General features: G+C 53.5%; 19 protein-coding genes and 1 other RNA gene. 10 read left to right on the top strand and 10 right to left on the bottom strand.

Features of this window, described 5'->3' with window-relative positions:
- Positions 1–136 precede the first annotated feature (136 nt).
- A complete protein-coding gene (locus P8T57_RS14745; protein WP_341363542.1) occupies positions 137–1,753 on the bottom strand; it encodes a fumarate hydratase in 1,617 nt (538 codons plus the stop codon).
- Between the two features lie 666 nt (positions 1,754–2,419).
- Here P8T57_RS14745 and P8T57_RS14740 point away from each other — a divergent pair.
- The gene (locus tag P8T57_RS14740) at positions 2,420–3,358 is read left to right on the top strand and encodes a methyl-accepting chemotaxis protein (protein ID WP_341363541.1); all 939 of its coding nucleotides are present in this window, start codon (positions 2,420–2,422) and stop codon (positions 3,356–3,358) included.
- A gap of 92 nt (positions 3,359–3,450) precedes the next feature.
- On the opposite strand, the gene P8T57_RS14735 is transcribed toward P8T57_RS14740, so the two are convergent.
- The 3 genes from P8T57_RS14735 to P8T57_RS14725 form a co-directional block, all read right to left on the bottom strand.
- The gene (locus tag P8T57_RS14735; protein WP_114094968.1) at positions 3,451–3,993 is read right to left on the bottom strand and encodes a ClpXP protease specificity-enhancing factor SspB; all 543 of its coding nucleotides are present in this window, start codon (positions 3,991–3,993) and stop codon (positions 3,451–3,453) included.
- Positions 3,994–4,130: 137 nt separating this feature from the next.
- Positions 4,131–4,506, bottom strand: a transfer-messenger RNA (tmRNA) gene (gene ssrA, locus P8T57_RS14730).
- A gap of 79 nt (positions 4,507–4,585) precedes the next feature.
- Positions 4,586–5,146: a putative glycolipid-binding domain-containing protein gene (locus P8T57_RS14725; RefSeq protein ID WP_114094995.1), complete on the bottom strand. Its 561-nt coding sequence runs from the start codon at positions 5,144–5,146 to the stop codon at positions 4,586–4,588.
- Positions 5,147–5,354: 208 nt separating this feature from the next.
- On the opposite strand from P8T57_RS14725, the gene P8T57_RS14720 reads away from it, so the two are divergent.
- From P8T57_RS14720 to P8T57_RS14695, 6 genes are all read left to right on the top strand, one after another.
- Positions 5,355–6,149, top strand: coding sequence for a thymidylate synthase (locus P8T57_RS14720; protein ID WP_341363540.1), 795 nt, complete (start codon positions 5,355–5,357; stop codon positions 6,147–6,149).
- Positions 6,149–6,688, top strand: coding sequence for a dihydrofolate reductase (locus P8T57_RS14715; RefSeq protein ID WP_341363539.1), 540 nt, complete (start codon positions 6,149–6,151; stop codon positions 6,686–6,688). Before P8T57_RS14720 ends, P8T57_RS14715 begins: the two co-directional genes overlap by 1 nt.
- Before the next feature lie 125 nt (positions 6,689–6,813).
- Entirely contained in the window at positions 6,814–7,245 is a 432-nt protein-coding gene (gene mscL / locus P8T57_RS14710) for a large conductance mechanosensitive channel protein MscL (protein ID WP_341363538.1), read from the top strand.
- Positions 7,246–7,371: 126 nt separating this feature from the next.
- A complete protein-coding gene (locus P8T57_RS14705) occupies positions 7,372–7,953 on the top strand; it encodes a TetR/AcrR family transcriptional regulator (RefSeq protein ID WP_341363537.1) in 582 nt (193 codons plus the stop codon).
- A gap of 107 nt (positions 7,954–8,060) precedes the next feature.
- Complete coding sequence (locus P8T57_RS14700; protein WP_341363536.1) at positions 8,061–8,684, top strand: class I SAM-dependent methyltransferase; 624 nt, start codon at positions 8,061–8,063, stop codon at positions 8,682–8,684.
- Positions 8,685–8,798: 114 nt separating this feature from the next.
- Positions 8,799–9,356 (top strand): peroxiredoxin-like family protein, encoded by a 558-nt coding sequence (locus P8T57_RS14695; protein WP_341363535.1) that lies wholly within the window; start codon positions 8,799–8,801, stop codon positions 9,354–9,356.
- A 156-nt stretch (positions 9,357–9,512) separates the two neighbouring features.
- Here P8T57_RS14695 and P8T57_RS14690 read toward each other — a convergent pair whose 3' ends face one another.
- The 5 genes from P8T57_RS14690 to cyoA form a co-directional block, all read right to left on the bottom strand.
- Complete coding sequence (locus P8T57_RS14690) at positions 9,513–10,283, bottom strand: SURF1 family protein (protein ID WP_341363534.1); 771 nt, start codon at positions 10,281–10,283, stop codon at positions 9,513–9,515.
- An 86-nt stretch (positions 10,284–10,369) separates the two neighbouring features.
- The gene (locus P8T57_RS14685; RefSeq protein ID WP_007090743.1) at positions 10,370–10,762 is read right to left on the bottom strand and encodes a cytochrome o ubiquinol oxidase subunit IV; all 393 of its coding nucleotides are present in this window, start codon (positions 10,760–10,762) and stop codon (positions 10,370–10,372) included.
- Entirely contained in the window at positions 10,759–11,379 is a 621-nt protein-coding gene (gene cyoC, locus P8T57_RS14680) for a cytochrome o ubiquinol oxidase subunit III (RefSeq protein WP_007090742.1), read from the bottom strand. Before cyoC ends, P8T57_RS14685 begins: the two co-directional genes overlap by 4 nt.
- Positions 11,380–11,389: 10 nt before the next feature.
- A complete protein-coding gene (gene cyoB, locus P8T57_RS14675; RefSeq protein ID WP_071240321.1) occupies positions 11,390–13,399 on the bottom strand; it encodes a cytochrome o ubiquinol oxidase subunit I in 2,010 nt (669 codons plus the stop codon).
- A gap of 92 nt (positions 13,400–13,491) precedes the next feature.
- Positions 13,492–14,622: a ubiquinol oxidase subunit II gene (gene cyoA, locus P8T57_RS14670; protein WP_037992314.1), complete on the bottom strand. Its 1,131-nt coding sequence runs from the start codon at positions 14,620–14,622 to the stop codon at positions 13,492–13,494.
- Positions 14,623–15,048: 426 nt separating this feature from the next.
- On the opposite strand from cyoA, the gene P8T57_RS14665 reads away from it, so the two are divergent.
- A complete protein-coding gene (locus tag P8T57_RS14665; RefSeq protein ID WP_007090739.1) occupies positions 15,049–16,389 on the top strand; it encodes an MFS transporter in 1,341 nt (446 codons plus the stop codon).
- A 74-nt stretch (positions 16,390–16,463) separates the two neighbouring features.
- On the opposite strand, the gene P8T57_RS14660 is transcribed toward P8T57_RS14665, so the two are convergent.
- Positions 16,464–17,156 carry a glutathione S-transferase family protein gene (locus tag P8T57_RS14660; protein ID WP_341363533.1) on the bottom strand — a complete coding sequence of 231 codons (693 nt, stop codon included), beginning with the start codon at positions 17,154–17,156 and terminating at the stop codon, positions 16,464–16,466.
- Positions 17,157–17,307: 151 nt separating this feature from the next.
- Here P8T57_RS14660 and P8T57_RS14655 point away from each other — a divergent pair, with 151 nt between their 5' ends.
- Positions 17,308–18,009, top strand: a complete 702-nt coding sequence (locus P8T57_RS14655; RefSeq protein ID WP_114094972.1) for a glutathione binding-like protein — start codon at positions 17,308–17,310, stop codon at positions 18,007–18,009.
- Between the two features lie 119 nt (positions 18,010–18,128).
- Positions 18,129–19,355, top strand: a complete 1,227-nt coding sequence (gene zigA / locus P8T57_RS14650) for a zinc metallochaperone GTPase ZigA (protein WP_341363532.1) — start codon at positions 18,129–18,131, stop codon at positions 19,353–19,355.
- The last annotated feature ends 36 nt before the right edge of the window (positions 19,356–19,391 follow it).

The raw sequence follows: 19,391 nt of genomic DNA, 5'->3' as shown, positions 1-19,391 counted from the left end.
TGTGGAAATCAGACCACGCAGCCCCAATCAAGGCAAGAATTTTGACTGTGGGTCAGCTATGCATAACCGGCCGGAAACGAAAACATGGCAGCACGGATTGCCCGCACTGCCCTGTTTCAAATCATCAATCTCGAAATCAGATACCAAATTCGGCAAAGAAGTCATTGCCCTTGTCATCGATCACGATGAAGGCTGGGAAATCTTCGACCTCGATCTTCCAGACGGCTTCCATGCCTAGTTCTGGATATTCAAGGACTTCGACCTTCTTGATGCAATCCTGTGCAAGGCGCGCGGCCGGGCCACCGATGGAACCAAGATAGAACCCGCCGTGGTTTTCGCACGCATCCTTGACCTGTTTCGAACGGTTGCCTTTGGCAAGCATAACGAACGACCCACCTGCGGCTTGGAACTGTTCGACGTAGGCATCCATACGTCCCGCCGTGGTCGGGCCGAACGAACCTGACGGCATGCCTTCGGGCGTTTTGGCCGGGCCCGCATAATAAACCGGGTGGTTTTTCATGTAATCGGGCATGCCTTCACCGGCATCAAGACGTTCCTTGATTTTGGCATGGGCAATGTCACGCGCCACGATCACGGTCCCGGTCAATGCCAGACGCGTCTTGACCGCATACTGCGAAAGCTGTTTACGGATTTCATCCATCGGACGGTTCAGGTCAACCTTGACCACATTGTCATCAAGATGCTCGTCCGACACTTCCGGAAGATATTTTGCCGGGTTGTGTTCAAGGTCTTCGATGAAAATACCGTCCTTGGTGATCTTGCCCAGAACCTGACGGTCGGCAGAGCACGAAACACCAATCGCCACCGGGCAGCTTGCCCCGTGACGCGGCAGGCGGACAACACGCACGTCGTGGCAGAAATACTTGCCGCCGAACTGTGCGCCAATGCCCATTTCGCGCGTCATCTCAAGGACCTTCTGTTCCCATTCAAGATCACGATAGGCCTGACCATGCACCCCGCCCTCGGTCGGCAGGTTATCGTAATAACGTGCCGATGCCATTTTAACGGTCTTGAGGGCCGCCTCGGCCGACGTCCCGCCAATCACGATGGCAAGGTGATAGGGCGGGCAGGCAGAGGTGCCAAGCGTTCTGATTTTCTCATCCAGGAACTTGCGCAGGCTTTCCGGGTTCAGAAGCGCCTTGGTCTGCTGATACAAAAACGTCTTGTTGGCCGAACCGCCGCCCTTTGCCATGAACATGAATTTGTATTCATCGCCCGGCGTCGCATACAGATCAATCTGCGCCGGAAGGTTCGAACCGGTGTTCTTTTCTTCGAACATATTGACCGGGGAAACTTGCGAATAACGCAGGTTATGTTCCTGATAGGCGCGCCAGATCCCCTTCGACAGGGCTTCTTCATCGGCACCATTGGTGATGACCTTGCCACCGCGCTTGCCCATGACAATCGCCGTACCGGTATCCTGGCACATTGGCAAAACGCCGCCCGATGCGATATTGGCGTTTTTCAATAAATCCATCGCAACGAACTTGTCGTTCGGGGTTGCTTCCGGATCATCAAGGATTTTGCGCAACTGTTCGAGATGCCCCGGGCGCAGCAAATGCGAACAATCGAAAAACGCCTGAAGGGTCAGCTTTTCAATCGCCTCGGGTTCGACTTTCAAAAACGTCTCGCCGTTGACTTCAACGGTTGAAACGCCTTCGTCGCCGATCTTGCGGTATGGGGTCGTGTCCTTCCCCTGCTCGAACATGGGTTTATAGACAAAATCACTCATGGGATAAGTTCTCGTCTCTCTCAAAAACAAGGTGGGTTTGTTTTAATTTGCATTGATTGGATTGGAACATACCGCCCAGCAAACAAAATTGCCATGCCCTTGGTATGTATAAAGCAGGTTTTTGAATGCCCCCACTTCCCTTCGAATCGGTTCAGGTCAATGTTTCTTATCCACCCCGAAGGGCCAAAAACCCTATACCTTCGACAAGATAAGAAGCACACAAAAGAATAAATAAATCTGTCAAAATCTGACATCCTCCCCACCATTTTTACTATTCCAGATACTTTATCTTGAAACTCGCAAAGTTTCCGGTCGAGGATCATAAATATCGAATTTTTTCGACACTCGGGGACTTAAGGATTCTAAATGTTTAAAATGTACCGTAAAAATTCTGAGGGGCTTTCCAAGCACGTGCCAGCAAACGATGACGCCGTAATATCGGAACGTCAGAATGCTTTTTACAAAGGACTGATCAATTCAATTCCCTATAATATCGTGACCTGTGATTTATCAGGAAACATTCGTTTTATTTCAAAAGATTTTGCTCAGTTACTTCTGAAAAATAACAATGTCGATTTCTCGAAAATTATCGACACACCACTGACAAAATTTCACAAGATATTTGATCGAGCGCACTTTACCGGGCTGGACAAACGCCTTGAAGACATGCCGATCTATCAGCGGGTCCGACTGGACGACGATACACTGATGGTGACCATCACACCCTTTATCGATGAAAACGACATCACCACCGGCTTTATAATGAGCGCGGAAGTTATCACCGATCAGGTCAAAATGGGGCGCACCTGCGTCAGTCTCTCGGAAAAAGTTCGTGAAGCCGCTGACAACCTTAATACACTCTCAAGCGAACTCTCGGAAAATTCGGCTGACGGATCAGAATTGGCCGGAAAAATCCGGGATGCAGGTGATAGCACCGCGCAAAAGGCAAACCATGTTTCCGCCGCATCGGAGGAAATGACCCGATCAATCAGCGAAATATCCTCGCAGATTGACCGCTTGACCGAAGTTGCCAATCGTGCGGTTTCGGAAATGGATGATACCGGCAAAGTCATGAGCGAACTTTCATCGGCGGTTGAAGAAATCGGCACCGTCGTCAAAATCATTCAGGACATTGCCACCCAGACCAACCTTCTGGCATTGAATGCCACGATTGAAGCTGCACGCGCAGGCGACGCTGGCAAAGGTTTTGCTGTTGTAGCAGGTGAAGTCAAATCTCTCGCCACCCAGACCGCACAATCAACCAAAGAGATCACTGAACGCATTTCAGCCATCCGCGACAATACGGATCGCGTGGTTTCCGAACTGGCAGATACCCGAAAGGTGATTGAAACCAACGAGGAAATTGCTGGAAACCTTGGCGCTGTGGTCGAACAACAGCATGCCGCCTCCGAAGATATTGCGGCCAACATCCTTTCCGTTGCAGACGGTGTGAAAACGATTACATCAGACCTCGCACGGCTCGATAATCTTGCAGAAAAAACTGCCGAGCAAGCCAATCGATTGTCAAACTTCTCGCAAAATCTGTCAGAACATTCAGACGCACTTTATGGTGAAGTCAAAGGCTTCATCGAAGAGGCACTGTAAGCAGCCTTCGAGTTTCGACAAAAAAACGGGCAGCCTACCCAGACTGCCCGTTTTTTTTATTCGCCCCGGCGGACGTCACATCTGCCGCAAGTTTACTTTTTCCGAAACGCATCAAGGGCGATGACTTCGCCGGTTTCACCCTGCTCCGCAGGTTTTTTCTTTTTGCGTTTGGCGGGTTCGGTCACCAGTTGCGGGGTTGCATCCTCGTCACCATCGACCAGATCGGCGTCAAGATCGTCATCTTCGTCGTAATCGAAATCATCGTCACCCATCTCTTCTTCGACGCTAAAGGTCAGCATGAAGTTGGCGGACGGATCGACAAAAGCCAGCATGGCATCATACGGGACAACCACCGTGGTTGGCATGCCATCAAAGCTCATGCCGACTGAAAAATGATCGTCTTCCGCTTTCAGGTCCCAGAACCGGTGCTGCAATACCACGGTGATATTGTCCGGGTGCGCCTTGCGCTGTCCTTCAGGCAAAGCAACGCCGGGATGATTGGTCTGGAACGTGATGTAATAGTGATGCTCGCCGAAAAGGCCTTCTTCGGCCACGCGCGAAAGGATCTGCTTCACCACGCCGCGCAGCGCCTGATCGACCATAAGGTCGTAACGGAATTCTTCCGGTTCCTGCATCGATAATCCTGTGTCTGGCGGGTTCCCTGATGATTTCAGGATATGCCCGTCATTTATATATGGCACCTGATCGCGTCATTTGCAGATGACGCAATTGAATTGCTTCTATTCATAACGGAGAGGGGAAAAAATACAAGAGCGGGGCGTTCTGTTGCTAGGTGCCCCATCCCCCACCAGACTACCGCTCCCGGCAATCGGAATTTCGCTTTGGTGCTAGTACCGCTTAGGCGGCAACAGCAACCGGAGCATTGTTGTCGTTTGCGTTTACAAACATTAGCCCGATAACGGTGGTACCATGCCGAGCGCCAACAGAGGCTTTTACTACACACGTCGATCCTATTTCGGCCCCAACATCTTCGCCTGAGTCGGACGAAGTCAGATAGATGAAAGTTGGTGGAGCCGCCGGGTACCGCCCCCGGGTCCGTAATGTCTATTCTGCCAAGTCGTGTAACGCCATAGTCGGGTTGCCCCGACAGCCCCTATATAGGGCAAACGCCCCCCTTTTCACAAGGGGATTCGGGAAATCTTTTTTTGATTTTCGGCGGAACACTTTGTGATCGGGGCAAAGTACGATCTCCAATTTTTCGCGAAATCACACGCGACGGAAGGTATCCGGATAATCGGTAACAAGCCCCACATCATCGATCTCAAGCTCTGCAGCGAAATTGCGAAACAGCCCCTCGTAGCGATAGAGACGACCAGGGACCAGACAAGTGTAACGTTGTCGCGCGCTACGTGGCAGGAAATCGCCCTCAATCTGGCTTGGAAGCGGTACGTAAGCCGCCAAAACATCACGCGCTTCTCCCTCAACCAGTTTCAATCGTTTGATCGGAAGCATGTTTGTCGCGGGGGTTATACCGATATCAACGTCAAAGCACCCCGACAAGGACGGCAGCTCTTGCTTCGCGATGCAATCAAACCATGTTCCCTTGCCATCTGAGGTCACATGCATGTTCTCCCCGCCGACATAGCTTACCTTCACTTCGCGTGTGGCAAACATCGCGTCAGTCATCACAAGGTAGGACCCGCCATAGTGGCCGTGACGCGTACCAATCACGACTCCTTCAAGCTTTATCCCATCCGGGCCAGACTGACAGACACAGTATTCAAGACCGTTTCCATCCCAATCAACCCACTGAACTGCTTCTTGCATGATCAACGCTCCGATGCGGCAAGTACGTCCCCGATTCAGGCGGCCAAGTATACCCGCACTTGCCAATTTTGCGCGACGTATGCTGACAGGTATTGTCAGCAGGAAGCGTTTAGTAAAGCTGCGCCAAAGATGGGATAGCGCCGCTTGCCCGTATCCGCCGACCTGACTATGCTGCGACCAAAGCGATTCCAAAAATGCAGGGAACACCATGCAGCAATATCTCGATCTGATGCGACTGGTGCGCGATACTGGCGCACATAAGGAAGATCGCACCGGCACCGGCACGGTATCGGTCTTTGGGCACCAGATGCGGTTTGACCTGTCAAAGGGCTTTCCGATGGTCACCACCAAAAAGCTGCATCTGAAATCGATCATCCATGAATTGCTGTGGTTCCTCGCCGGTGACACCAATGTCAAATATCTTCAGGACAATGGTGTACGCATCTGGAACGAATGGGCCGATGAAAACGGTGAACTTGGCCCGGTTTATGGCGGCCAGTGGCGGTCATGGCGCGGCGCAAACTGCGAAACCATCGACCAGATCACCCAATTGATCGACCAGATCAAAAACAATCCCGACAGCCGCCGCCTGATCGTTTCGGCATGGAATGTGGCCGATGTGCCCAACATGGCGCTGCCGCCCTGCCACTGCCTGTTCCAGTTCTATGTCGCGAATGGCAAACTGTCCTGCCAGCTTTATCAACGCAGTGCCGATATCTTTCTGGGCGTGCCGTTCAATATCGCATCCTATGCATTGCTGACCATGATGATCGCGCAGGTCTGCGATCTTGGTGTTGGTGATTTCGTCCATACGCTGGGCGATGCCCATCTTTACACCAACCATCTTGAACAGGTCGAATTGCAGCTTTCGCGTGAACCGCGCCCGTTGCCGACCATGAAAATCAATCCGGCGGTCAAATCGATCTTTGATTTCAAATATGACGATTTCGAACTGACCGGCTATGACCCGCATCCGCATATCGCGGGCAAGGTGGCCGTCTGATGCCCGCCAACAATAACGACCGGATCGAACGGGTTGCCGTGGTTGCCGCCGCCCAAAACGGTGCGATTGGCAAGGATGGCTGGATGCCCTGGCACCTGCCCGAGGACCTTAAACGGTTCAAGGCACTCACCCTTGGCAAACCAATGATCATGGGCCGCGTGACGTTCGAGGCGATTGGCAAACCGCTTCCCAAACGCACCACCATCGTGGTGACACGCGATAAGGACTGGACATTTGATCACGAAAATGTCCGCGTCTGCCATGACATCGAAAGTGCGATCAAACTGGCCGATCAGATCGCTGCACAGGATGATGTCAACGAGGTCGTCATTGCCGGTGGGGCGCAGATTTACAAACTCGCCCTGCCTTACACCACGCGGTATGAATTGACCGAAGTCCATGATGATATTGATGGCGATGCGTTTCTTGATCCCCTGCCCGCCGAAAAATGGCAGGAAACCGCGCGTGCCACCATCAAAAATCCCGATGGACCGGATTACAGCTTTGTCACGTTAAATCGCCTTTTGGTGGCGGGCTGATCGGATAGCCTTCCTCAACCAAACAAAACAATTCCTGTTTTCGCATTTCAATTCTAAAGTTTTTTATCGGTAGGGCATCAAACCGCCTGTCCGATAAAACCAAGAATGAAAGAGGACAGGTAAACATGTTTGAAGAATTCAAGAAGTTTGCCCTGCGCGGCAATGTTGTCGATCTGGCAATCGGTGTGATCATCGGGGCGGCATTCGGGCGGATTGTCACATCTCTTGTCGGGGACGTCATCATGCCGGTGATCGGTTATATTTCTGGCGGGCTCGATTTTTCCAACTATTTCATTGCCCTGTCGGACGCGGTAACCGCAACGAATTACGCCGATGCCAAGGCACAAGGTGCCGTCATCGGCTATGGCGCATTCATCACCATTGCGCTTAATTTCGCGATCATTGCCTGGGTCTTGTTCCTTGTCGTCAAGGCAATCAACAAGGCCAAGAAAAAAGAAGACGAAAAAGCCGGTGAAACACCGCCGCCTGCAACGCCCGAGGATGTCGCCCTTCTGCGCGAAATCCGCGACCTGCTGGCAGAGCGCAAGGAACAATAGATATCGGGAATGTGCGCGCTACCGGTTGTTTCTGACTTTGTCAGTTGATATTGCGCGCTCTCGCGCCTATTTTTGAATATGTTTCAGAACATCCATTCCAGTTAATGGAACAAGGAAGGATTGCCGATGGCCCGCCCCCGCACATTTGACGAAGAAAGCGTTCTTGATAACGCCATGAACATTTTCTGGAGCAAGGGTTTCGAGGCGACCTCGGTGCAGGATCTGGTCGAGGAAACCGGTATTAACCGTGCCAGTATGTATTCAAGCTTCGGCGATAAAAAGGCCCTGTTCCTGCGTGTTCTAGACCATTACAGCCAGAAGGTCAGCACGGTTCGCTTTGCCAAACTGCGCGAAACCATCGATGGCCGCGAGGCCATCGTCGCGACCTTCCGCGATGCCGGACGACAGGGCTGCGGCGAAGGCCGCCACAAGGGTTGCCTGATCGTCAATTCCGGCATGGAACTGGCGCCACACGATCCCGAAACCGCAGCAATTGCACAGGCGTCATTCCGCCGGGTCGAAGATATGTTTGCCCGCGCACTTCATCGCGGCGTTGAACAGGGCACCATCGGCAAGGATAAAAATATCCGCTCCTTCTCGCGCTTTCTGGCCGGCTCCATTCAAGGCGCACATCTGATGGCGCGCCGTGGTGCGGACAAGGATACACTTGACGATTACATCGATGTCATCCTGTCCACGCTCGACTGATCCCCGATCTCGGCAAAATATCGCCCTGCTCCCAACGGGTAAATTCACAGTCACCCGTTTTGCGTGTATACCCATCGCGGGTCACGCAACCATATACGGGGGATAGCATGGACCAAGATACAAAATTCTGGGACAAGGCCGCGACGAAATATGCCCGAAAACCGGTCAGGAATCAGTCGGCTTATGCCGAAACTCTGGATCGCACCCGTCATTATCTGAGACCGGACCAGAATGTTCTTGAAATCGGATGCGGCACCGGTTCAACCGCCTTGCTGCTAGCCCCGTCGGTCGGACAGATCACAGCAACCGACCTGTCCCCTGCCATGATCGCCATTGCGCAGGATAAGCTTGCCGATGGGAAACACCCGAATATCCATTTCCGCACCGCCCGCCTGTCCGATGGCGATCTTGCCGATCAGGTATTTGATGCCGTTCTGGCGTTTAATGTCCTGCATCTTGTCCGCGATATTCCTGCTGAAATCCGTGCAATTCATCGGCGACTTGAACCCGGCGGACTGTTCATTTCCAAAACCGGCTGCCTTGGTGAAGCCGGTCGGTTCCTTGCCCTTGTCATTGTCGTAATGCGCAAGCTTGGTTTTGCGCCGTTTGTCCATTCCCTGCGCTATGGCGAACTGGACGCAATGATCACAAGCGAGGGTTTCGAAATCATCGAAACCGGCCTTTACCCTGCCTCGGACCATGCCCGTTTCGTGGTTGCCCGCAAACTCTGATTCCAGACCATCCGCCATCACAGTTCGGTGATAGAACCATTTGTTTGTTGTTATTTCGGAATGATCATTCCACATTATTCGTCATTCAGTCAGATAACATTCATGAGGAACGAAATGTCCGCAATTACGCCCCTGATGCCGCGCCAAAAGGTCCCTGCCCTGTCCGTCCCGCTTGTCGGTGGTGGCACATGGTCGCTTGCCGATCAGGCGCCAGAAAACTTCACCATGGTCGTGTTCTATCGCGGCCTGCATTGTCCGATCTGCGGCAAATACCTTAAAGACCTTGATGACAAGCTGGCCGACTTCGCCAAACGAGGTGTCAATGTGATTGTCCTGTCATCGGATACACAGGACCGCGCCGAAACGGCCAGAGAAAAATGGGCCCTTGAAAACCTTGATCTCGGTTATGGCCTCAGCCTCGAACAAGCCCGCGAATGGGGCCTGTATATTTCGTCAAGCAACGGCGTGACCTCGTCCGGGTTAGAAGAACCGGCCCTGTTTTCCGAACCGGGCCTGTTCCTTGTCCGGCCTGATGGCACACTTTATTTTGGCACCGTTCAAACCATGCCATTCGCCCGCCCGGCCTTTGCCGAGATTCTGGGGGCGCTTGATTTTGTCATTGCCAAAAACTATCCGGCACGCGGCGAAGTCATTGATCATACAAATATCTGATCACTGCGCGGCGACACTTTGAAAAACGAAACGGCCGGTTTCATTTCGCAGAAACCGGCCCTTTTGTTTCGATAGCTCTTCGGGTTATCGCCGAAGACCGCGGGAATTTTGATAGCCGGATGTGATCCACGGCAAGACAGTAGCGACAGCGATCACTTATTCAGGATCACTGTCATCATCTCTGCTACGCCTTGTACGCAGAACGATCCATGCCGCCACCAGCGTCAGCGCCGCCATGCCAAACCACGTTATGGCATACATCAGATGATTGTTGGGGAAACTGATCCGTGTCAGCCCGCCCACCGGCAGTTTTCCGGGATTGTTACTTCCATTGGCATCAATGAAATATGGTGCGACATCATCCGGGTTAAGGCCGCGTTTCGCGGCCATGGCGCGCACATCGCGCGAATACCAGCGGTCTTCGTCAGGCACGTTGTCCCGGATAAAGGTACCGCCCGGCTCATCCATCCGCAAAAGACCGGTGACGCGCGTATCGCCCGAAACCAAGCCATCCGTCCGGCTATCAGGTTCGCGGCGGTCGGTTGGGACAAAGCCGCGATTGATCATGATAATGGTGCCATCGACCCGTTCGAACGGGGTCATGACCCAGTATCCCGCACCATAATCCGTGGCAGCATAAACGTGGCTTTCCAGATCGTTGCGATAACGGCCTAGCAACGTAACCTTGCGGTATTCGTCACGTTCGCGGGTAACATTTTCCCAATCCGCCCGGTCCGGTGCGGTTAACGGGTCACCATGAACGCGGGCATCAACCCGTTCAATCAGATCAAGCTTCCACGCCCGGCGTTCAACCTGCCAGACACCAAGGGCCGCAAAACCCGAAAACAGGATCGCGGCCAGAATGCAAACCACGATGCGGGTCCTGATCGACGGTCCCTTGGCGGTAGACATATCCGTATCAGCCATAATCTTCATGACCTTCAAAACATCATCGGAACAAAAAAGGGCGCGATACCGGTGAAAGTATCGCGCCCCGATTACATCAGCAAAACCTAGCCGAAGCTTCGGATCATTTCATGATCCATCTGCGGCATCATGTTGGTGTTCAGGTGATACATCACCCACAGCGAACCGGCGATGGCAATCGCCACGATCACAAGGGTAAAGATCAGCGCCAGCATGTTCCAGCCGCCTTCGGACTTGGTGTTCATGTGCAGGAAGTAGACCATATGGACGACAATCTGCACGACACCAAGGCCCATGACCCAGGCCGCGGTTGCCACCTTGCTGTCAAGAACTCCATCCATCACCAGCCAGAACGGGATGGCGGTCAGGATTACCGACAGGATGAAACCGATCAGATAGCTGTTGAAGGTGCCGTGGCTGGCACCGTCAGCATGATCGTGACCGTGATGGTCATCATGTGCATGAGAATGCGTGCTCATCCCAGAACTCCCAACAGGTAAACAACGGAAAAGACGCCGATCCAGATCACGTCAAGGAAGTGCCAGAACAGCGAAAGGCACATCAGACGACGCTTGTTTTCGACGATCAGACCGCGCTTGGCAACCTGAACCATCAGGGTGACAAGCCAGATGATGCCAAACGTCACATGAAGCCCGTGCGTCGCAACCAGCGTGTAGAACGACGACAGGAAGCCACTGCGCATCGGGGTGGCGCCGAGACTCCAAAGATGATGGAACTCGTAAATTTCCAACCCGACGAAGGCAACACCGAACAGGCCGGTAATCGCCAGCCACATCTGGGTTCCCTTGATGCTGCCCTTTTCCATCGCCAGCATGGCAAAGCCATAGGTGATCGAGGAAAACAGCAGCATGGAGGTGTTGATCGCAACCAGTTCCAGATCAAACAGATCCACCGGTGCCGGCCCGGCCGCATAATTGCGGCCAAGCACGCCATGAGTTGCAAACAGGATCGCAAAGATGAGGCAGTCGCTCATCAGATAGAGCCAGAAGCCAAGCATCGTCCCGTTCTGCGGGTGATGCTCTTCCTTCAGGTAAAAGACCGGCGCTTCGGTCTGAGAGGCAGTTGTATTCGCCATTGTCATTCCCTTACGCCTGCTGCTTTGCCAAAAGGGCGGTACGTTCGTCTTCGGTTGCAACAACTTCGCTGGCCGGGATGTGGTAATCACGGTTGTAGTTGAAGGTGTGCGCAATCGCGGTACCGATCAGGGCAATGAAGCTGACGGCGACAAGCCACCAGATATGCCAGATCAGCGCGAAACCGAGAACAAGCGACATCCCCGCAAGGATCGCACCGGCACCGGTGTTTTTCGGCATGTGAATGTCGAGGAACCCGGAAGTCGGGCGGACAAAGCCGCGCTTCTTCATATCAGCCCAGGCATCAAGATCGTGAACGACCGGGGTGAAGGCAAAGTTGTATGCCGGTGGCGGCGACGAGGTCGACCATTCCAGCGTACGGCCATCCCACGGATCGCCCGTTTCATCCCGCAGTTCTTCGCGCTTGATGAAGGACACGACCAGCGACATCAGGAACGATGCAATACCGATGGCAATCAGAACCGCACCAAAGGCAGCAATGATGAACCAGATTTGCAGCGAGCCATCATCGAAATGGTTCATGCGGCGGGTAACGCCCATCAGGCCAAGAACATAAAGCGGCATGAAGGCGAAATAGAACCCGACCAGCCAGAACCAGAAGGACATTTTGCCCCAGAACGGGTCAAGCTTGTAACCGAACGCCTTCGGGAACCAGTAAACGATACCGGCAAACATCCCGAACACCACGCCACCGATGATGACATTGTGGAAATGCGCAATCAGGAACAGGCTGTTATGCAGCACGAAGTCCGCCGGCGGAACCGCGAGCATCACACCGGTCATGCCACCAATCACGAAGGTCAGCATAAAGCCCATCGTCCACAGCATCGGGACGTCAAAGCTGATGCGGCCCTTATACATGGTGAACAGCCAGTTGAATATCTTGGCCCCGGTCGGGATCGAGATGATCATCGTGGTGATACCAAAGAAGGCGTTCACACTGGCACCCGACCCCATGGTGAAGAAGTGATGCAGCCAGACCAGATAGGACAGGATGGTAATAACGATCGTTGCGTAAACCATCGAGCTGTAACCGAACAGGCGTTTGCGGCAGAAGGTCGAAACCACTTCCGAAAATACGCCAAATGCCGGCAGGATCAGGATGTAAACTTCCGGGTGGCCCCAGATCCAGATCAGGTTCACATACATCATGGCGTTGCCGCCAAGATCATTGGTGAAGAAGTTCGTGCCGACATAACGGTCAAGCGACAGCAGAACCAGAACCGCGGTCAGAACCGGGAAGGCGGCAACGATCAGGATGTTGGTGCAAAGCGCGGTCCAGGTGAAGACCGGCATTTTCATCATCGACATGCCCGGTGCGCGCATCTTGACGATGGTCACAATCAGGTTCACGCCCGACAACAATGTACCGACACCGGCAATCTGCAAGGCCCAGATATAGTAATCAACCCCGACCCCCGGACTATAAACAATGTCCGAAAGCGGCGGATAGGCCAGCCAGCCGGTTTTGGCAAACTCGCCAACAAACAGCGAGATCATCACCGTGATCGCACCCGCAGCCGTCATCCAGAAGCTGAAATTGTTCAGGAACGGGAAGGCAACGTCACGCGCACCAATCTGAAGCGGCACGACGAAGTTCATAAGCCCTGTCACCAGCGGCATCGCCACGAAGAAGATCATGATCACGCCGTGGGCGGTAAAGATCTGGTCGTAGTGATCGGGCGGCAGATAGCCAGCAACATCGCCAAAGGCAATCGCCTGCTGGGCACGCATCATGATCGCGTCGGCAAAGCCGCGCAAAAGCATGATCAGGGCCAGAATGATATACATGATACCGATCTTTTTATGATCGATAGATGTAATCCATTCATGCCACAGGTAACCCCACAGCTTGAAATAGGTCAGCGCGCCAACAACGACGATACCACCCAGAACAACCCCCGCGAATGTCACAGCCAGGATCGGCTCGTGGAACATCGGGAAGGAGTCGAGTGAAAGCCGGCCAAATATAAAATGCAAAAGGTCCGGATTTGAAAACATCGGATTACTCTTCTTTTCGATGCGGCAACGCACCGGCCGGGCCGGTGCGCAAGCCGCGAAGGGCCGGTCGACTTACATCAACCGGCACTGCTTCAGAACCCTGTCGATACGCTGGCAGGAACGGGGCTGAACCGGCTGTCTTCAGACCCGTTTTCAAACAGCGGGATCGAAGAAATTTCCTGGCTCAGACCGCCTGTCGGCGTCGTGCAAAGCGTTGCCACGAATGATTCGGTCAACGGCAAAGGCTGGCTGCCACGTTCGCGCGGGGTGTCGTATGTCAGCGACATAACGTTATAGATACCCGCAAGTCCGCCACCGCCATTTTTGTCGATATGCATCATTTCGTTCATGCACATTTTCGACTGATCGACGCACATATTCAGGATGGCCGTGTACAGTTCCGGATCGACATTACCGAAATAGTGGACCGGTTCCGCAATGCTTGGCTTTTCAAGTTCCAGATATTCCGAACGGCCCAAAGTGGCGCTATCGGATTTGACTTTGGCAACCCAGTCATCAAAGCCTGCGTCGCTCAGCCCGTGGAACTTGAAGCGCATATGCGAGAAACCCTCGCCACTATAGTTCGCCGAAAACCCGTCATAGACGCCTTCCTCGTTGATCACGGCATGGAGCTTGGTTTCCATACCGGCCATCGAATAGATCATCCCGGCCAGTGCCGGAACATAAAAGGAGTTCATGATCCCCGAAGAGGTGATTTTGAACTGGATCGGCGTATCAATCGGTGCGGCCAGCTCATTGATGGTCGCAATCCCTTGCTCGGGATAGATGAACAGCCATTTCCAATCGAGGGAAACGACTTCTACCACCATCGGCTTGTGATCTTTCTCAAGCGGACGTTCCGCATCGATACGATCCAGCGGGCGGTATGGGTCCAGGGTGTGCGTACTGACCCAGGTGATCGCACCCAGCGCGATAATGATCGCAAGCGGGGCGGACCAGATGACAATTTCCAGCTTGGTGGAATGGTGCCATTCAGGATCGTACTCTGCATCCTTATTGGATTGACGATATTTCCAGGCAAAGAACACAGTCAGCGCCATCACCGGAAGGATGATGATCAGCATCAGGATCGTGGAAACAACGATAAGGTCGGCTTGCTGTGACGCAATATCGCCAGACGGATCCATCACGACCAGATTACATCCGGTCAGTAACGTGAACACAGAAGCAATTGCGACGCCGCGTGCAAGTTTTGAGAGCATGCGCTTCTACTTTGTCAGTCTCTGGAAGATGTTCTCACAAGCAACCATATGCTTGCGAGCCGCATAACCAGCCCACCGGACCGGCACACGTCGTACCCCAACCGTAGCGGCATATAGGAATTAAAATTCCAAACTTCCACGGAAGAGACACAAATTTGGCGAACTTTTTTCTTAAAGATCACCAGCAGAAAATTTCGCTCACTAGCTATAGCTGCGCCGCAACAATGTCAAGCAGGCCGCCAAACATCGGTTGGTGTTTATGATAATTATCAAAAAGCTGTAAACCATGCGTTGTGCAACGCAACACAATAATTGACACTGACGTTTGCAATTCACATGTCTATAATTAGACTCGATCCAATCAAGATGGCCAATCAAGATGGGTCCAATGAGAAGCAATGAAGTCAGATAATTAGGGAGACAGGCGTGAATCAACCCACTCATACCTTAGCGACCTCCACCTCCTCTGGACTGGAACGCGACGCACGCCAACACTCGGCTGGCACAGTCAACGACCCCGGACAGATCGCGCTTGGCGTGATTATCGGCCGGTCATCGGAGTTTTTCGATTTCTTCGTTTATTGCATCGCCTCTGTGCTGGTGTTCCCCCAACTCCTGTTCCCCGGCGAAAGCGCGATCGTCGGTACCATCCATTCCTTCTTTATATTCTCGCTGGCTTTCATCGCCCGCCCGATCGGGTCCCTCGTCTTCATGACAGTGGACCGGCGCTATGGCCGCGGCACAAAGCTGACGGTTGCCATGTTCCTGCTGGGCGGTTCAACCGCCGCGATGGCCTTTTTGCCAAGCTTTGACAGTGCGGGCATGTTTGCGATCTATCTGCTGTGCGTGCTTCGCTTTACGCAGGGGCTGGCACTTGGCGGTGCATGGGATGGTCTTGCCTCCCTGCTGGCACTCAACGCGCCTGATAATCGCAAGGGCTGGTATGCCATGATGCCACAGCTTGGCGCACCGCTTGGCTTCATTCTGGCATCCTCGCTGTTTGCCTACCTGATCCTGACCCTGTCGCCCGAGGATTTCCTCGCATTCGGCTGGCGCTATGCCTTCTTTGTTGCCTTTGCAATCAACGTGGTGGCGCTGTTTGCCCGTCTGCGTCTGGTCGCAACGTCCGAATTCGGAAGCCTGCTTGAAAAGAACGAATTGCAGGCCGTCCGTGTCCGCGACACCATCCGCCATCACGGCCGGACCGTGCTTCTCGGCGCGCTTGTGCCACTCGTCAGCTACGCGCTTTTCCATCTGGTCACTGTCTTCGCGCTTAGCTGGGTCGTGCTTTACACCCCGGCCAATCCGGGGCAGTTCCTGTTGACCCAGGGTGTCGGAGCGGTGCTTTGCGCGCTTGGCATTATAGCATCGGGCTTCATTGCCGATCAGATCGGTCGTCGCCGGTTGCTGGGTTATTCGGCGGCCATCATCGCGGTCGGTGCGCTCCTGACCCCGCTGCTTTATGCCTATAACATCATCAATGAAGGCATGATCGTTCTGGGCGGTTTTGCGGTTCTGGGTCTGTGCTTTGGTCAGGCGGCCGGGACACTGGCATCGAACTTCAAACGTGAATATCGCTATACCGGTTCGGCCCTGACATCCGATCTTGCATGGTTGCTCGGTGCCGGCTTCGCCCCGCTGATTGCCCTTCTGCTCTGCGTGGCTTATGGCCCGATTGGCGTTGGAGCGTATCTGCTTTCGGGGGCGGCAGTCACTCTGCTCGTCCTGCATTTCAACAAGCAGTTCGGACAGAAAAACACCGACTGATTGATCTTTCCCTATGTGAAACGAAACACCCCCGGCAGTCATCTACCGGGGGTGTTTTTGTTAAAATCGGACTATCAGCTGTAATTCGACGGGAACAGTGCCCGTTTGGCAACGTCATCCATTTCCGATTTGAAGGCATGGTCACTGCCAACCTTGCGGGCCCGCTCCACCGCAGGGCGGGTACAGATACCCTGATACCATTTTTTCAGGTTCGGATAAGGATCAAGCGGCGCATCATTTTTCATGACGAATGCCGCCCGCTCGATCCAGCCCCAAAGCGACATATCGGCAATTGTGTAACTGTCACCGACAACAAATTCGCGCTGGGCCAGGTGATCATCCATCACCTTGTAATGGCGTTCGATTTCCTTGCGATAGCGGTTCACACCGTAATCGTTGCCCGCCGGTGCCACATGCTGAAAATGCACCGCTTGCCCGGAAAACGGGCCAAGGCCCGATGCAATGAACATCAACCATGACAGCAATTCACCGCGATCTTCCGCCGTACCAAGGAACTTTCCGGTCTTTTCTGCCAGATAAATCAGGATGGCGTTTGAATCAAAAACGCGGGTTTCCTTGCCACCCGCCCCGTCGGTGTCAACAATCGCCGGGACCTTGCCATTCGGGTTGATTGTCAGGAATTCCGGGCTGTGCTGTTCGCCCTTTTTGGTGTCGACCGGATGGATTTCATAAGGCAGACCAGATTCTTCAAGGAAAAGCGAAATCTTGGCCGGGTTCGGGGTCGGGTGGAAGTAAAAGCGGATCATCGGGGTCTCCTGATAAGGGGACGAAACCGTGTTTTTCGCCTGCCCTTGAATTATGGAACGATCAGTTTAAATTGACGTATCAGAAACGTGTTGGCAAGGTCATAGTTTGAGATGAGCCACACATCATGAAAGTCAAAGGAGGCTTCGCCCCATGATTGATCTTTATTACTGGCCAACCCCGAACGGCCACAAAATCACGCTTTTCCTTGAAGAAGCGGGACTTGAATACAAAATCCATCCGGTCAATATCGGTGCCGGGGATCAGTTCAAACCGGAATTCCTGGCCTTTTCGCCCAATAACCGCATGCCTGCGATCATTGATCAGAACCCGGCAGACGGCGGCGATCCGATTACGGTTTTTGAATCCGGTGCCATCCTGCAATATCTGGCAGAAAAAACCGGCAAGTTCCTGCCGACCGATCTCCGGGCCAAGAAAACCGTAATGGAATGGCTGTTCTGGCAGATGGGCGGGCTTGGCCCGATGGCAGGCCAAAACCATCATTTCAGCGGTTACGCGCCGGAAAAAATCCCCTATGCCATCACGCGCTATGTCAACGAAACCAACCGCCTTTACGGTGTGCTGAACAAGCGCCTTGATGGCCGCACTTTCATCGCCGGGGACGATTATTCGATTGCCGATATGGCCTGCTATCCCTGGATTGTCAGCCATGAAAAACAGCAGCAGGACCTGAACGACTTCCCCAACCTGAAACGCTGGTTTGAAAACATCCAAGCCCGCCCGGCAACCATCGCGGCCTATAAGGCCGGCGAAGGTCTGCGATCTGGCGAGATGAGCGAAGAGGACAAAAAAGTCCTGTTCGGCCAAACCGCCAGAAGCACCCAAAACACCTGATCCAATTTGTTCTGCGCAATGCCCCTGCCCGTTCGGGCGGGGGCATCTAAAACCGGTTGCATCGTAATCCCAAACCCAATAAATGTTATGTTATAACATAACATTTAAAAGGAACCATCATGCAACGCCTTCCTGTTACGGTTTTGTCCGGGTTTCTCGGTGCAGGCAAAACCACCCTGCTTAATCATGTGCTGAACAATCGCGCCGGGCTGAAGGTCGCGGTAATCGTCAATGATATGAGCGAGGTCAATATAGATGCCGACCTGATCCGTGACGGCGGGGCAGCACTTTCGGCAATGGATGAAAAGCTGGTTGAAATGACCAATGGCTGCATCTGCTGCACGCTGCGTGACGATCTTTTGATCGAAGTCCGCCGTCTGGCCGAAGAAGGCCGGTTTGATTATCTGCTGATCGAATCAACCGGCATATCCGAACCCTTGCCAGTTGCCGCGACGTTCGATTTTCGCGATGAAACCGGCCAGTCTCTTGGCGATATTGCCCGACTTGACACCATGGTGACGGTTGTTGATGCCGCGCGCATGATTGCCGATTACAGCAGCACCGATTTCCTTAATGACCGGGGCGAAAGCCTTGGCGACGATGATGACCGCAGCATCGTCGATCTTCTGGTCGATCAGATCGAATTTGCCGATGTGATTGTGCTGAACAAACTTGATCTGATTGGTGCAGACGAACGCAAAATCGTGCTTGGCATCATTCGCGCGCTCAATGCCGATGCCAAAATCATCGAAACCGATCATGGCCGGGTTGATCCGCATGAAATCCTCAATACCGGGCTGTTTGATTTCGATCGCGCGCAGGATCATCCGCTTTGGGCCAAGGAACTTTACGGCTTTGCCGATCATGTGCCCGAAACCGAAGAATACGGTATCAAAAGCTTTACCTTCCGCACGCCTTTGCCGTTTCACCCCAAACGTTTTTACGATTTCATCCATTCCGAATGGCCGGGCATTATCCGCGCCAAGGGGCATTTCTGGATTGCCACACGCCCCGACTGGGTTGGCGAAATCAGTCAGGCCGGTGCCGCGGTAAAGCACGAAGCCCTTGGCACATGGTGGTGCGCGGTCCCGCGTGATCGCTGGCCCGATAACAATGACTGGCGCGATAAGGTGCTGTCGAACTGGGATCCGACTTTCGGCGACCGTCGGCAGGAAATCGTCTTTATCGGCCTTGCCGATCAGATGAACGAAGCAACCCTTCGCTCCCGCCTTGCCGCCTGCCTGATTGACGAGGACGCGGCATTGGACGCCGGAAGCTTTGAACCCGACCGCTATAAATCCCTGCCTGATCCCTTCCCGGTTTGGGGCAAAAAAGCAGCAGCATAAAAAAACCGCCAGCCTTTAAACAAGGCTGGCGGCAAT

Origin of the sequence: Thalassospira sp. SN3W (assembly GCF_038070535.1) — a bacterium.
GTDB classification, from domain to species: domain Bacteria; phylum Pseudomonadota; class Alphaproteobacteria; order Rhodospirillales; family Thalassospiraceae; genus Thalassospira; species Thalassospira xiamenensis.
The sequence above is the reverse complement of the archived record's forward strand: the minus strand, read 5'-3'. Positions and strand labels throughout refer to the sequence as shown.

Excerpts from the sequence above, each read along its gene's own strand:
- P8T57_RS14745 (WP_341363542.1), bottom strand. The coding sequence starts at position 1,753 with ATGAGTGATTTTGTCTATAAACCCATGTTCGAGCAGGGGAAGGACACG.
- P8T57_RS14740 (WP_341363541.1), top strand. The coding sequence starts at position 2,420 with ATGCCGATCTATCAGCGGGTCCGACTGGACGACGATACACTGATGGTG.
- P8T57_RS14735 (WP_114094968.1), bottom strand. The coding sequence starts at position 3,993 with ATGCAGGAACCGGAAGAATTCCGTTACGACCTTATGGTCGATCAGGCG.
- P8T57_RS14725 (WP_114094995.1), bottom strand. The coding sequence starts at position 5,146 with ATGCAAGAAGCAGTTCAGTGGGTTGATTGGGATGGAAACGGTCTTGAA.
- P8T57_RS14720 (WP_341363540.1), top strand. The coding sequence starts at position 5,355 with ATGCAGCAATATCTCGATCTGATGCGACTGGTGCGCGATACTGGCGCA.
- P8T57_RS14715 (WP_341363539.1), top strand. The coding sequence starts at position 6,149 with ATGCCCGCCAACAATAACGACCGGATCGAACGGGTTGCCGTGGTTGCC.
- mscL (WP_341363538.1), top strand. The coding sequence starts at position 6,814 with ATGTTTGAAGAATTCAAGAAGTTTGCCCTGCGCGGCAATGTTGTCGAT.
- P8T57_RS14705 (WP_341363537.1), top strand. The coding sequence starts at position 7,372 with ATGGCCCGCCCCCGCACATTTGACGAAGAAAGCGTTCTTGATAACGCC.
- P8T57_RS14700 (WP_341363536.1), top strand. The coding sequence starts at position 8,061 with ATGGACCAAGATACAAAATTCTGGGACAAGGCCGCGACGAAATATGCC.
- P8T57_RS14695 (WP_341363535.1), top strand. The coding sequence starts at position 8,799 with ATGTCCGCAATTACGCCCCTGATGCCGCGCCAAAAGGTCCCTGCCCTG.
- P8T57_RS14690 (WP_341363534.1), bottom strand. The coding sequence starts at position 10,283 with ATGGCTGATACGGATATGTCTACCGCCAAGGGACCGTCGATCAGGACC.
- P8T57_RS14685 (WP_007090743.1), bottom strand. The coding sequence starts at position 10,762 with ATGAGCACGCATTCTCATGCACATGATGACCATCACGGTCACGATCAT.
- cyoC (WP_007090742.1), bottom strand. The coding sequence starts at position 11,379 with ATGGCGAATACAACTGCCTCTCAGACCGAAGCGCCGGTCTTTTACCTG.
- cyoB (WP_071240321.1), bottom strand. The coding sequence starts at position 13,399 with ATGTTTTCAAATCCGGACCTTTTGCATTTTATATTTGGCCGGCTTTCA.
- cyoA (WP_037992314.1), bottom strand. The coding sequence starts at position 14,622 with ATGCTCTCAAAACTTGCACGCGGCGTCGCAATTGCTTCTGTGTTCACG.
- P8T57_RS14660 (WP_341363533.1), bottom strand. The coding sequence starts at position 17,156 with ATGATCCGCTTTTACTTCCACCCGACCCCGAACCCGGCCAAGATTTCG.
- P8T57_RS14655 (WP_114094972.1), top strand. The coding sequence starts at position 17,308 with ATGATTGATCTTTATTACTGGCCAACCCCGAACGGCCACAAAATCACG.
- zigA (WP_341363532.1), top strand. The coding sequence starts at position 18,129 with ATGCAACGCCTTCCTGTTACGGTTTTGTCCGGGTTTCTCGGTGCAGGC.